The 12,666-nt window shown below is 58.9% G+C and carries 13 protein-coding genes (1 of these 13 running past the window's edge); 3 read left to right on the top strand and 10 right to left on the bottom strand.

All coding sequences use genetic code 11. The features are described from left to right. The first annotated feature begins 14 nt into the window (after positions 1 to 14). Positions 15 to 473, top strand: a complete 459-nt coding sequence (locus tag HKK52_RS19970; protein ID WP_169372248.1) for an anti-virulence regulator CigR family protein — start codon at positions 15 to 17, stop codon at positions 471 to 473. A 184-nt stretch (positions 474 to 657) separates the two neighbouring features. Here the strand turns inward: HKK52_RS19970 and HKK52_RS19965 are convergent, their stop codons facing one another. The 10 genes from HKK52_RS19965 to HKK52_RS19920 form a co-directional block, all read right to left on the bottom strand. Further along, positions 658 to 2,619, bottom strand: a complete 1,962-nt coding sequence (locus HKK52_RS19965) for a DUF7844 domain-containing protein (RefSeq protein ID WP_169372247.1) — start codon at positions 2,617 to 2,619, stop codon at positions 658 to 660. After that, positions 2,616 to 2,936, bottom strand: coding sequence for a DUF2388 domain-containing protein (locus HKK52_RS19960; RefSeq protein ID WP_149661885.1), 321 nt, complete (start codon positions 2,934 to 2,936; stop codon positions 2,616 to 2,618). Before HKK52_RS19960 ends, HKK52_RS19965 begins: the two co-directional genes overlap by 4 nt. Before the next feature lie 27 nt (positions 2,937 to 2,963). After that, positions 2,964 to 3,281 (bottom strand): DUF2388 domain-containing protein, encoded by a 318-nt coding sequence (locus tag HKK52_RS19955; RefSeq protein ID WP_169372246.1) that lies wholly within the window; start codon positions 3,279 to 3,281, stop codon positions 2,964 to 2,966. Positions 3,282 to 3,388: 107 nt separating this feature from the next. Then, on the bottom strand, positions 3,389 to 3,706 hold the full coding sequence (locus tag HKK52_RS19950) for a DUF2388 domain-containing protein (protein ID WP_169372245.1): 318 nt from the start codon (positions 3,704 to 3,706) through the stop codon (positions 3,389 to 3,391). Positions 3,707 to 4,095: 389 nt separating this feature from the next. Beyond that, positions 4,096 to 4,311, bottom strand: a complete 216-nt coding sequence (locus HKK52_RS19945; RefSeq protein WP_030129620.1) for a DUF1127 domain-containing protein — start codon at positions 4,309 to 4,311, stop codon at positions 4,096 to 4,098. A gap of 318 nt (positions 4,312 to 4,629) precedes the next feature. Beyond that, positions 4,630 to 6,123: an acetyl-CoA hydrolase/transferase family protein gene (locus HKK52_RS19940; protein ID WP_169372244.1), complete on the bottom strand. Its 1,494-nt coding sequence runs from the start codon at positions 6,121 to 6,123 to the stop codon at positions 4,630 to 4,632. A gap of 180 nt (positions 6,124 to 6,303) precedes the next feature. Continuing rightward, complete coding sequence (locus HKK52_RS19935) at positions 6,304 to 7,740, bottom strand: NAD(P)(+) transhydrogenase (Re/Si-specific) subunit beta (RefSeq protein WP_169372243.1); 1,437 nt, start codon at positions 7,738 to 7,740, stop codon at positions 6,304 to 6,306. Next, positions 7,740 to 8,063 carry an NAD(P) transhydrogenase subunit alpha gene (locus HKK52_RS19930; protein ID WP_007947884.1) on the bottom strand — a complete coding sequence of 108 codons (324 nt, stop codon included), beginning with the start codon at positions 8,061 to 8,063 and terminating at the stop codon, positions 7,740 to 7,742. The genes HKK52_RS19935 and HKK52_RS19930 overlap by 1 nt, the downstream gene beginning before the upstream one ends. 15 nt (positions 8,064 to 8,078) lie before the next feature. Beyond that, the gene (locus HKK52_RS19925; RefSeq protein WP_169372242.1) at positions 8,079 to 9,200 is read right to left on the bottom strand and encodes a Re/Si-specific NAD(P)(+) transhydrogenase subunit alpha; all 1,122 of its coding nucleotides are present in this window, start codon (positions 9,198 to 9,200) and stop codon (positions 8,079 to 8,081) included. Positions 9,201 to 9,635: 435 nt separating this feature from the next. Further along, positions 9,636 to 10,535 carry a LysR family transcriptional regulator gene (locus HKK52_RS19920; protein WP_169372241.1) on the bottom strand — a complete coding sequence of 300 codons (900 nt, stop codon included), beginning with the start codon at positions 10,533 to 10,535 and terminating at the stop codon, positions 9,636 to 9,638. Positions 10,536 to 10,692: 157 nt separating this feature from the next. Here HKK52_RS19920 and HKK52_RS19915 point away from each other — a divergent pair, with 157 nt between their 5' ends. Then, positions 10,693 to 11,874: an acyl-CoA dehydrogenase gene (locus HKK52_RS19915; protein ID WP_133835126.1), complete on the top strand. Its 1,182-nt coding sequence runs from the start codon at positions 10,693 to 10,695 to the stop codon at positions 11,872 to 11,874. Between the two features lie 13 nt (positions 11,875 to 11,887). Beyond that, positions 11,888 to 12,666: the 5' portion of a CaiB/BaiF CoA transferase family protein gene (locus HKK52_RS19910; protein ID WP_169372240.1), read on the top strand. Its footprint extends 442 nt past the window's final position; the window shows 779 of its 1,221 coding nt (coding positions 1–779); the start codon lies at positions 11,888 to 11,890; the stop codon falls past the right edge of the window.

Raw genomic sequence — 12,666 nt, 5'->3', positions numbered from 1 at the left:
GAGGAAACTCCCCGATGAAAATGCCGAAACGTCTGATTGCCAGCCTGGGCGTACTGATGCTCAGTGCGACCCCGTTGCTGCACGCCAGCGCCGATCAGCGCGACGATCACGACCACGGCGGCCCGCAGCAGGGCCAACACGATAACCGCGGTGACAATCGCGGTGATGATCACCGCGGTCCGCAAGACAATCATCGTGGTGGTCCGCCGCCACGGGATTTTGGCCCGGTGCGTCAGAGCATTCATGACAATCATGGTTATTTCGTTCGCGGGGCGCCGCCACCTCCAGGCATTCGTCTGGAACGTGGCCGGCCGTTGCCTCATGGTTATTATGGCGAGCGCCTGGATAATCGCGCGTTGTCGCATCTGCCGTATTACCAGGGCTACGAATGGCGTCGGGCCGGTAGCGACATTGTGTTGATCGCGGTAGGGACGGGGATTGTTTATGAGATTCTGGATAACGTGTTGAACTGATCGATCCCATCTTTGCAGGCTGAGCACAGCTTATGTAGCAGCTGGCGAAGCCTGCGTTCGGCCGCGAAGCAGTCGCAAACCATCCAACTCGGTCTGTCTGACGTACCGCAGCGTCTGATTTTACGACTGCTTCGCAGCCGAACGCAGGCTTCGCCAGCTGCTACAAGTTCCTGCGGTGATTGGGTCAGGGCAGTTCTAAACCGCCCGCCGCCTTATGCAACGCCCGCAAATGCTCGCCAACCTGCTTCAGGTTGGCTTCATTGGCTGCAATCTCCGCCGCACGGGCCGGTTCAAGCAGCGCACGCACTTCCTTATCCAGATCCCCGGTCAGCGACTGCAACTGTTTCTGACGCAGGCTGCTTTCCGCTTCCAGTCGCTCCGACTCGCTCGGCTGGGGCAAACCATAACCGCCGGAACCGAGCAATTCGGCTGGGCGGCTGAGGAAGCCGCTGTTGGCGAGAATCTGCTGCAAGGTCGCGTTGGCCTTGTCCATGCCGCCGTTCTTCAGTTCGCGAGCACCCAGATAGCGCTGCTTCACTTCATCCTGGGCCAACTGCAGTTGGCGGCGGAAACTGGCTTGCTCCAGCAACAGCAACGCTGCACTGGTGCGCAGATCCGCCTGATCGATCCATTGCCGACGATCTTCGGCGCTCAATGACAGCCAGTCTTCGACGGTGACCTGCTTGATCGGCAAGTGTTTCTTCAGCACTTCGAACATCGCCTGGTAGCGATCGCGGAAGGAGTCGAAGCGATAACCCAGGCGCAAGGCTTCGCGCGGGTCATCCAGTACGCTGGTGTCCGCCAGTCCGCGGCCCTTGAGGACTTCCAGCAAGCCGTTGGGCATGATGCTGTCCAGACCCGTCAACTGCGCGTTGTTGCTGCCACTGCGCAGCAATTTCAGGCTTTCCACCGCGCAATTGTTGGAGAGGAAGAAGTAGTTGCCGTCGTAACTCCAGTGCATCTCCGCTGCGTGTTCCACCACTTCTTCGATTTCGGTGCGCGAGAGATTCAGCGGTACCGAAGCCAGGCTGCGCAGTTCGGTCTTGGTGTATTCGTCGATCACTTGGGCCAGCGGCAGGACAAACAGGCGCGACGGGTATTTGCCGACCAGGCCGTCCCAACTCGATAACTGCACGTCACCGACGAAAGCGCGGTAGGACAGCACCAGGTGCTGATCCAGGTCCAGTCGGCAATCCGGCCCACGTGGGCGGCCCGGGGCGCAAATCACCAGGCGCAACATGCTGTGGCCCCAGCGGCTGACCCAGTTCTGATTGGCTTCGGCCAGCAAGTAGTCGACGGCGTAAACCCGTTCCGGGTCGACCTGGCCCAACGGCGTCTTGGCGAAATCGTTGCCGGCATTAAGGAAGGCGAAGGATTTGGCGCAGGTGTCTTTGGCGGCGGGCGCCCAGCCGAAATGATCTTTGTAGTAGCGGTACAGCGCAGGACGACGGCAGGCATAGCTTGGGTCGAGGAGGAAATACTCCATGTTGACCGCCACGAACTCCTTGGGATTGGTCGTCTCGTAGATGTCCGGGCTGCGCGCGACTTGCCGATTGTGCGCTTCGCGTTCGCCACGACGACCGACGTATTGTGGCCAGCCAGCCAGGTCCAGCAGGCGCGGATCGTCACTTAGGGTAAAGCGCCGCGCGGTCTGACCGCGGCATTGATCGGGAATACCGATCAGCCCGGAGCTGCTGTTGCGCCGGCTGCAACGCTGTATCAGCGTGCGCTCGGCGTCCGGCCACAGACGCGAGCGATCATAAATGTGGGTGAGTTCGTGCAGGACCGTGGCGAGCATTTCCCGGCGCACGGTGCCGTGGGGGCGATACGTCTTTTTTGTCGCGGCGCTGCCGTCGGTGAGGCTGGCGAGCAGGTTGCGATTGAGGTCGAGTTCGGACACCAGCGAAGCCTGGCCGTAGGCATTGCCGGGCATGTCGTCGGTCCAGCCGACATCGATGCGCCGATCCAGTTGCTCGACGAAACGCGGCGGCAACGCCTTCATGGCTTCATCGAGCAGCGCCTGGCTGGCCTGCACTTGCGCGGGGCTCAGACCGTCGGTCTTGAGGCGTAATTGCAGGCTGGCCTGGGCGGTGTTGCCGAGCAGCAACACCATCCCAGCCAGCAGCCAGGCGTTGAGCGACCTCACAGTGCGAGGATGGCTTCGGCGAGAACCTGATCACTGGCGTCACGGGCTTCCGGCACGCGGGTGCGCAATGTATTGAAGGCGGCTTCCAGGTGCGCGCCACGAATATCGCCGTCGCTGGCGATAAAGCTCGCCGCATCGTCATGGGCTTCGCGGACGATTTTCGAATCGCGAATGGACGTGGTGGTATCGGACGTGAAGTCGAGTGTGCGCTGGGTGGCGCGAATCAGGATATTACTGGTGGCAACCAGGGTGTGTGCCTGGGCCACGTCGGCCAACAACAGCAGGCCAAGGGTGGCAGCAATCAGCGGGCTACGCATGGAACGACTCCGGAGGAACGATGATAACTATTGGACGAGAATTGCCTGTGCCAGTTCAAGGTCGCTGGCATGAAGTTTTGGCTGGGTCCGACGCAGATAATTCAGGGCGGATTCCAGTTGCGCTCCTCGTAGTTGGCCGTCACTGGCGATGAATGCCGCAGCGTCATCCTGAGCGGCGATCAGCAGTTTATGGTCGAAGGGCGCGGAGGTCACCATGCTTGTGGCGTAACCACTGACGACGGTGCCTTGGGTAGACAGGTTAAAGGCGTCGAAGGCATGGGCCGAGCCCGACCAGGAGGCCGCAACAATTACTTGCGTGAGCAACAGTTTTGAAAGAAAACGCATGAGACTCGATAGCTGAAAGCGAGTCCCAAGGCTAGCGCAATGCCCGGGCTAGAGCCAGCGCCGAAACATTGGGACACGTTGGATGTGTCCCACTGTTGAGCTGACGCTTAGATGGCCAGGATGGCCTGGGCCAACTGTGCGTCGGTCGCGTTCAGTTGAGGCGCCTGGTGGCGGATTTCGTCGAACGCGCTTTCCAGTTTCACGCCACGGATATCGCCGTTGCTGGCGACAAAGCTGGCGGCATCATCCCGCGCAGCGCGCACAATTTTATTGTCGCGTAGCGAAGAAGAGACATCGGAGGTCGCATCGGAACTGGATTTGAGGGCGCCAACGACGGCGTCGGTGGTCACGATAAAACTGGTGGCGTGGGCATTGGCAGCCACGGCGAGCAGGGCTGCGGCGCTCAGCAGACGAAGACGGGACATGGGGTAGCTCCTTTGGATAAACCGATTGAGAGGTGGCGCAGTGTCTGATGGATCAGACGCCTCTTGTGTAGCGATCGCCACGTTCTGATTGGATATTAGGCTGGAGGGGATGAATTCGAATAGCCCATCTAGATGAAACGGTATGTAAGAACTGCCGAAGGCTGCGATCTTTTGACTTGGCTTTTATTAAATCAAAGATCAAAAGATCGCAGCCTTCGGCTGCTTCTACAGAGGTGTACAGCCTTGTTTATAGTTTTATGAAACTGTACTGGTCTTACGTTTTACAACGCTGAAACGACAAAACCCGTCGTGGTTTCCCACGACGGGTTTTGTTTGTTCAATTCGGGTGCTGGCGGTGGACCCTACAGGTCAGGGCCAGCGACGCTAACTTAGCGCCAGAACGGCTTGCTCAGCTCTTCGTAGCGTTGTGCTTCGCTAATCCCGGCATCAGCCAGCAGACGCGAATCCAGGCGAGCCAGTTGATGGCGGCTGGTAATGCGGCGCTGCCACAACATCAGGTTGGCGATAACGCGAAGAGGCATGGAAGCCTGGGTTTTTGCAGCGGTATCTTCGAAGAACAGTTCGGAACTGAGTGTACGTTCCATGGTTAGCATCCTTCCGCTTGTGGCGGGATTAGGTAGTGGTTTAACTGATGCCAATGATCCTCTCGTTTGGCCAGTCTCCCTAGATACAGTTCACTTGTATTGTGAGGGACCAGTTAACTGTTTATAGGGGGTGTACTGGTCGAAATTGAGGCAACTGTACCTGTCGGCACTAATACAGTGCGTTTTCGACGGAAAGGCAGGGAAAGGTAGGCAAATCCTGTAGGAAAAGACCGGTACAGCAGTACAGTTTTCGACAGAATAGGGCATTGCAAGAACCAGCTGGCGCAATTGTGTTTGCGTCAGCTGTTTTGAGACCGATCAGACCGCCAGCATCCGCCCGGTTTCTTCCAGGTTAATGTGCCAACTCAGGGCGTCACGCAGGATGTGCGGGGTATGCCCACCGATTACGCAAGCCGCGGTGAAGTAGTCATTCAGGGCTTCGCGATAGTCCGGGTGCACACAGTTGTCGATAACCACCCGAGCCCGCTCCCGCGGCGCCAGGCCGCGCAGGTCGGCCAGGCCAATCTCGGTTACCAGGATGTCGACGTCGTGCTCGGTGTGGTCGACGTGGCTGACCATTGGCACCACGCTGGATATTGCGCCGCCCTTGGCGATCGACTTGGTGACGAAGATCGACAGGTGCGCATTGCGCGCGAAGTCCCCGGAACCGCCGATGCCGTTCATCATCCGCGTACCGCAGACATGGGTGGAGTTGACGTTGCCGTACAGATCGAATTCCAGCGCAGTGTTGATGCCGATGATGCCCAGGCGTCGCACCACTTCCGGGTGGTTGGAGATTTCCTGAGGACGTAGCACCAACTTGTCTTTGTAATGCTCCAGGTTGCCAAACACATCGGCGTTACGCCGGGCCGACAAGGTGATCGAGCTGCCCGAAGCAAAGCTCAGTTTGCCGGCGTCGATCAGGTCGAAGGTCGAATCCTGTAGCACTTCGGAATACATGGTCAGGTCTTCGAATGGCGAGTCGATCAAGCCGCACATCACCGAGTTGGCAATGGTGCCGATCCCGGCCTGCAGTGGGCCGAGCTTGTTGGTCATGCGCCCGGCCGCCACTTCCTGCTTGAAGAAGTCGATCAGGTGGTCAGCGATGGCCTGGGTCTCGGCGTCCGGCGGCAGCACGGTGGACGGTGAGTCGGACTGATTGGTGATCACGATCGCGACGATCTTTTCCGGCGGGATCGGGATGGCGGTGCTGCCAATGCGATCATCGACCTTCACCAGTGGAATCGGCGTACGGGTCGGGCGGTAGGTCGGGATATAGATGTCGTGCAGCCCTTCGAGATTCGGGTTGTGCGCCATGTTGATCTCGACGATGACGTGCTTGGCGAAGATTGCGAAGCTCGCCGAGTTGCCCACCGACGTGGTCGGCACGATATGGCCCTGCTCGGTGATCGCCACGGCTTCAATCACCGCGATGTCCGGCCGCGTGAGTTGCTGGTTGCGCAGCATTTCAACGGTTTCTGACAGGTGCTGGTCGATGAACATGACCTCGCCAGCATTGATTGCCTTGCGCAGTGTGCTGTCGACCTGGAACGGCATGCGCCGCGACAGTACGCCGGCTTCGGTCAGTTGTTTGTCGAGGTCGTTGCCCAGGCTCGCGCCGGTCATCAGAGTGATTTTCAGCGGGGTGATTTTGGCGCGTTCGGCCAGTGCGTGGGGCACTGCCTTGGCTTCACCGGCGCGGGTGAAACCGCTCATGCCGACGGTCATGCCGTCCTCAATCAGAGCGGCAGCGTCAGCGGCGCTCATCACCTTATCCAACAACGAAGGCAAGCGAATACGATCACGGTACATGGATTGTTATCTCGGGCAACGAAAGCAAGGTACGCAGTCTAGTGATTTGAAAAACATCCGTCCCGCTACCATGGTCGAATGCCAAGCCCTGATTTAGAGCCTTTGGTCGGGTTTCACGGGGAATAAAAAAACCCCAGCCTACTAAAGGCTGAGGTTTTGGGTATTGCGTTGGAGCAGGTTTTACTCGACAGCTTTGACCATGTCTTCGATGACCTTCTTCGCGTCGCCGAAGACCATCATGGTTTTGTCGAGGTAGAACAGTTCGTTGTCCAGACCGGCATAACCGCTGGCCATCGAGCGCTTGTTGACGATGATGGTCTTGGCCTTGAACGCTTCGAGGATCGGCATGCCGGCAATCGGCGATTTCGGATCGTTCTTGGCGGCCGGGTTGACCACGTCGTTGGCGCCCAGCACCAGCACTACGTCGGCCTGACCGAACTCGGAGTTGATGTCTTCCATCTCGAACACCTGGTCATAAGGCACTTCGGCTTCGGCCAGCAAGACGTTCATGTGGCCAGGCATCCGCCCGGCCACCGGGTGGATCGCGTACTTCACGGTCACGCCGCGATGGGTCAGCTTCTCTGTCAGCTCTTTCAGCGCATGTTGCGCCCGTGCTACCGCCAGACCGTAGCCCGGAACGATGATCACGGTGTCGGCGTTGGTCAGCAGGAAGGTCGCGTCATCAGCCGAACCGGATTTCACCGGGCGGGCTTCTTTTGAGCCAGCAGGGCCGGCCGCATCCGCCGTGTTGCCGAAACCGCCGAGCAGTACATTAAAGAAAGAGCGGTTCATCGCCTTGCACATGATGTACGAGAGGATCGCACCGGACGAACCCACCAGCGAACCGGCGATGATCAGCATCGAGTTGTTCAGCGAGAAACCGATGCCCGCCGCTGCCCAGCCGGAGTAGCTGTTGAGCATTGAGACAACCACCGGCATGTCCGCGCCGCCAATCGGGATGATGATCAGCACGCCCAGCACGAAGGCCAGGGCCAGCATCAACGCGAAGGCATTGAGATTGCCGGTCAGCATGAAGGTGAGGCCGAGTGCCAATGTCGCCAGGCCCAGCACCAGGTTCAGCTTGTGTTGGCCGCCGAACTGTACCGGTGCGCCCTGGAACAGGCGGAACTTGTACTTGCCCGACAGCTTGCCGAAAGCGATCACTGAACCGGAGAAGGTAATTGCACCGATGGCTGCGCCGAGGAACAGCTCCAGACGGTTGCCTGCTGGGATTGCGTCGCCCAGCTGTTTAACGATACCCAGCGACTGCGGCTCAACCACAGCAGCGATGGCAATGAATACCGCGGCCATACCGATCATGCTGTGCATGAAGGCGACCAGTTCCGGCATCTTGGTCATTTCAACGCGCTTGGCCATGATCGAACCGGCGGTGCCGCCGACCAGCAGGCCAACGATGACGTAGCCGATACCGGCAGTGGCCAGCTCAGCGCCCAGCTTATAGATGAGGCCGACGGTGGTGAGAATTGCCAGCGCCATGCCGAGCATGCCGTACACGTTGCCGCGTCGGGATGTCGTCGGGTGCGACAGGCCTTTGAGGGCCTGGATAAAGCAGATCGACGCGATCAAGTAGAGCGTCGTGACAAGGTTCATGCTCATTACTTGGGCGCCTCTTCTTTTACGACTTTCGGGGCTTTTTTCTTGAACATCTCAAGCATCCGGCGAGTGACTAGGAAGCCACCGAACACGTTTACCGCCGCCAGAGCCACCGCCAGGGTGCCCATGGTCTTGCCCAGAGGCGTCACGGTCAGCGCCGCCGCCAGCATGGCGCCGACGATCACGATCGCGGAGATCGCGTTGGTCACCGCCATCAGTGGCGTGTGCAGTGCAGGTGTAACGTTCCAGACCACGTGATAACCGACATAAATCGCCAGCACGAAGATGATCAGGTTGTAGATACCGGGGGAGATAAGCTCTTCCATCGTCTGAATCCCTGCTTAGGCGTTTTTGCGGATGACTTGGCCGTCGCGGCACATCAGGCACGCGGCGACGATGTCGTCTTCGAGGTTCACTTCGAACTGACCTTCTTTGTTGAAGACCAGCTTCAGGAAGTCCAGCAAGTTGCGGGCGTACAGCGCCGAAGCGTCTGCGGCGACTTCACCGGCCAGGTTGGTCGGGCCGCAAATGGTCACGCCATTCTCGACGACGACTTGATCGGCCACGGTCAGCGGGCAATTGCCGCCCTGAGCGGCGGCGAGGTCGATGACCACCGAGCCTGGCTTCATTTGCGCCACGGTTTCCGCGCTCAGCAGCGTCGGTGCCTTGCGGCCCGGGATCAGTGCGGTGGTAATGACAATGTCGGCCTGCTTGGCGCGTTCGTGCACGGCCAGGGCCTGCCGTTGCATCCAGCTGGCTGGCATTGGACGCGCGTACCCGCCGACACCGACGGCGCATTCACGCTCTTCATCGGTCTCGTAAGGCACGTCGACGAACTTGGCGCCAAGGGATTCGATCTGCTCTTTTACCGCTGGGCGTACGTCAGACGCTTCGATCACCGCACCCAGGCGTTTCGCCGTAGCGATTGCCTGTAAGCCCGCCACGCCGGCGCCGAGAATCAGCACGCGCGCCGCTTTCACGGTCCCTGCAGCGGTCATCAGCATTGGCATGAAGCGTGGGTAATGGTGAGCAGCGAGCAACACGGCTTTATAGCCGGCAATATTCGCTTGAGACGACAGCACATCCAGGCTCTGGGCGCGGGAGGTGCGCGGCGCGGCTTCCAGCGCGAACGCGGTAATACCGCATTCGGCCAGCTTGGCGATGGTTTCATTGCTGAACGGATTGAGCATGCCCACCACAACGGCGCCGCTCTTGATCAGAGCCAGCTCGCTGTCGCTGGGGGCGACCACCTTGAGAATCAGCTCGGCACCAAACGCGTCGTTGGCGCCGCCAATGGTCGCGCCTGCCGCTTCATAAGCACTGTCGACAACGCTGGCTTTAACGCCGGCGCCGCTTTGTACAGTGACCTTATGACCCTGGCCGATCAACTTCTTGATGGTTTCCGGGGTTGCAGCAACCCGTGTTTCACCCGTCTGGGTTTCGAGAGGAACACCAATGTGCACGTCAAATCTCCTGCGTGATCTTATTGAGTAAACCCAGGCACTTCGGATGGTGCGACTGGGGCGGCCGATCAGCACGATCCCGCCAAATCAGGGCGGGGCGCGGCATTTTGCAGGCGAACTTTGTGCCCTTCAAGGGATTATGACGGGTGACGGAAAATTAACTACAAGTCACCCCGTGACCGAATGTCGCAACTAACCGGCTCAATCCCTTGCAGGCCGTGCCTTGTAAGGATTCTGCTAGAAATTCAAGAATTTCCACATCGGTGCGGTGAATGAGCGGTCATTGCTTCGAAATAGCGGCTCAAGGCCACGTCTTCAGGCACTTGTGGGACGTTTGTACAGCTTGTCAGTACAGTCTATGGATATGCGACAAATACTTATATCTGTAGTGTTTTTGTTTTGCTGACTACGGGGTCAGTTAATCGGCTGTAGCCTTTATCCTTCTAGGCTGTAGCTATGCGCCTGATTTACCAGCCAGTCGCGAAAAGCCCTTAAAGAAGCCGATTCGACTTTTCGCTCAGGAATCATCAGGTAATACGCCTTGATGCTCGACAGTGCCTGAGGGTTGGCGATCACCAGGCGCTTCTCCGCCAGCTCACGTTGAATCAGAAATGGTGGAATCAGTGCAATCCCCATGTCGTGCATGGCTGCCTGGGCGAGCATGGAGAATAGCTCGTAACGCGGGCCTGTCATGTCGCGGGGGATATTCAGGTTCTGAAAGTTGAACCACTGGCGCCAAGCGTACGGGCGGGTGGTTTGTTGCAGCAAAGGTAATTCCGCGATTTCAGCCGGTGTCAGATGTGTCTTCTTGCCCAGTAGGGCGGGGCTGCACACCGGCATCGGGTTTTCTCCCATCAGCCTGTGGGATTCGGTACCAGACCAGTCCGCATCGCCAAAATAAATCGCGGCATCGAATTCGGTGTCGGCGAAGAGAAATGGGCGAGTGCGGTTGGTGAGGTTGACCGTCACTTCCGGGTGCTGGTGCTGGAAGTCCTTAAGGCGGGGCAGCAGCCATTGGGTGCCGAAGGTCGGCACCACCGCCAGTTCGATCACGTTGGCGCCTTGCTGGCCCATCACCGACAAGGTGTCCCGTTCAACGGCATCGAGTTGCGTGGCCACCCGACGGCTGTAGGAAAGTCCGGCTTCCGTCAGCTTCACACCACGCCGGGAGCGTCGGAACAGTTCGACGCTGAGGAATTCCTCCAGGCTGGCGATCTGTCGGCAAATCGCTCCCTGAGTGAGGGAAAGTTCCTGTGCGGCCTTGGTAAAGCTCTCATGGCGCGCCGCGGCTTCGAAGCTGATCAGGGCGGTTGTACTGGGGATCTTCCTGCGCATGTACGTGAACCTCACTAATACATCGCATTAATGACCTTTCGCGATGTTTCGGAGTGAGAAATTAGCACAACAGTATGCGAAATCCTCGTTTGCCGTGACGCCGAACCGGGCCTAGGATCAGTCCACGTTATTTGACCCGATTCGAGAGGACACACTCATGGGCGGTAAAGCTAGCTTCAACTGGATCGATCCCCTGCTGCTGGATCAACAGCTCACCGAAGAAGAACGCATGATCCGCGACACCGCCGAGCAGTTCGCTCAGCAGAAGCTCGCGCCGCGTGTTCTGGAAGCTTTCCGCCATGAGAAGACCGACATCGCAATCTTCCGTGAGATGGGTGACGTGGGCTTGTTGGGCGCAACCATTCCTGAGGAATATGGTGGTAGCGGCCTGAACTACGTCAGCTACGGGCTGATCGCCCGTGAAGTCGAGCGCGTCGATTCCGGCTATCGCTCGATGATGAGCGTGCAGTCCTCGCTGGTCATGGTGCCAATCAATGAGTTCGGTACTGAAGCGCAAAAGCAGAAGTACCTGCCGAAACTGGCGTCGGGCGAATGGATCGGTTGCTTCGGTCTGACAGAGCCGAACCACGGTTCCGACCCGGGCGCGATGATTACTCGTGCACGCAAAGTCGAAGGCGGCTACAGCCTGACCGGCAGCAAGATGTGGATCACCAACAGCCCGATCGCCGATGTGTTTGTGGTCTGGGGCAAGGACGATGCCGGCGACATCCGTGGCTTCGTGCTGGAGAAGGGTTGGAAAGGCCTGAGCGCTCCGGCGATTCACGGCAAGGTTGGCCTGCGTGCGTCGATCACGGGCGAAATCGTCATGGACAACGTGTTTGTCCCTGAAGAGAACATCTTCCCGGATGTCCGTGGCCTGAAAGGTCCGTTTACCTGCCTCAACTCCGCGCGTTATGGCATCTCCTGGGGGGCGCTGGGTGCGGCCGAGTTCTGCTGGCACACTGCGCGTCAGTACACCCTGGATCGTCAGCAGTTTGGTCGCCCGTTGGCCGCTACTCAGTTGATCCAGAAGAAGCTGGCCGACATGCAGACCGAAATCACCATGGCGCTGCAAGGCTGCCTGCGGCTGGGGCGCATGAAGGATGAAGGCACGGCTGCGGTAGAGATCACGTCGATGATGAAGCGCAACTCTTGCGGCAAGTCCCTGGATATCGCGCGCATGGCTCGCGACATGTTGGGCGGCAATGGCATCTCCGACGAGTTCGGTGTCGCTCGCCACCTGGTCAACCTGGAAGTGGTGAATACCTACGAAGGTACGCATGACGTGCATGCACTGATTCTTGGTCGCGCGCAGACCGGCATCCAGGCGTTCTATTAATAGGAGAACGGCCATGGGCGCGCTTTCGCATCTACGGGTACTGGATTTATCGCGGGTGCTGGCCGGGCCTTGGTCCGGGCAGATTCTTGCGGACCTTGGCGCTGAGGTGATCAAGGTCGAGCGCCCGGGCAATGGCGACGACACTCGCGCCTGGGGGCCTCCGTTCCTGAAAGACGCCTATGGCGAGAACACCAGCGAAGCGGCTTATTACTTGTCGGCCAATCGCAACAAGCAATCGGTAACCATCGACTTCACCCGGCCTGAAGGGCAGAAGCTGGTGCGTGATCTGGCGGCGAAGTCGGACATCCTGATTGAGAACTTCAAGGTTGGTGGTCTGGCGGCTTATGGGCTGGACTATGAGTCGCTCAAGGCGATCAATCCGAATCTGATCTATTGCTCCATCACGGGTTTCGGTCAGACCGGGCCGTACGCCAAGCGCGCGGGTTATGACTTCATGATCCAGGGTCTGGGCGGCTTGATGAGTCTGACTGGGCGCCCTGAAGGCGATGAGGGCGCCGGGCCGGTAAAAGTCGGCGTAGCGCTGACGGACATTCTGACCGGGCTCTATTCGACCGTGGCGATCCTCGCGGCGCTGGCGCATCGGGACCATGACGGTGGCGGCCAGCACATTGATATGGCGTTGCTGGATGTGCAGGTGGCATGCTTGGCTAACCAGGCGATGAACTACCTGACCACAGGCAATGCGCCTAAGCGTCTGGGCAACGCTCACCCGAACATCGTGCCTTATCAGGACTTCCCTACGGCGGATGGCGATTTCATTCTTACTGTGGG

Source organism: Pseudomonas sp. ADAK2 (genome assembly GCF_012935755.1).
Classification (GTDB): Bacteria; Pseudomonadota; Gammaproteobacteria; order Pseudomonadales; family Pseudomonadaceae; genus Aquipseudomonas.
Note: the sequence above shows the minus strand (reverse complement) of the source record. Positions and strands in the feature narration are given on the sequence as shown.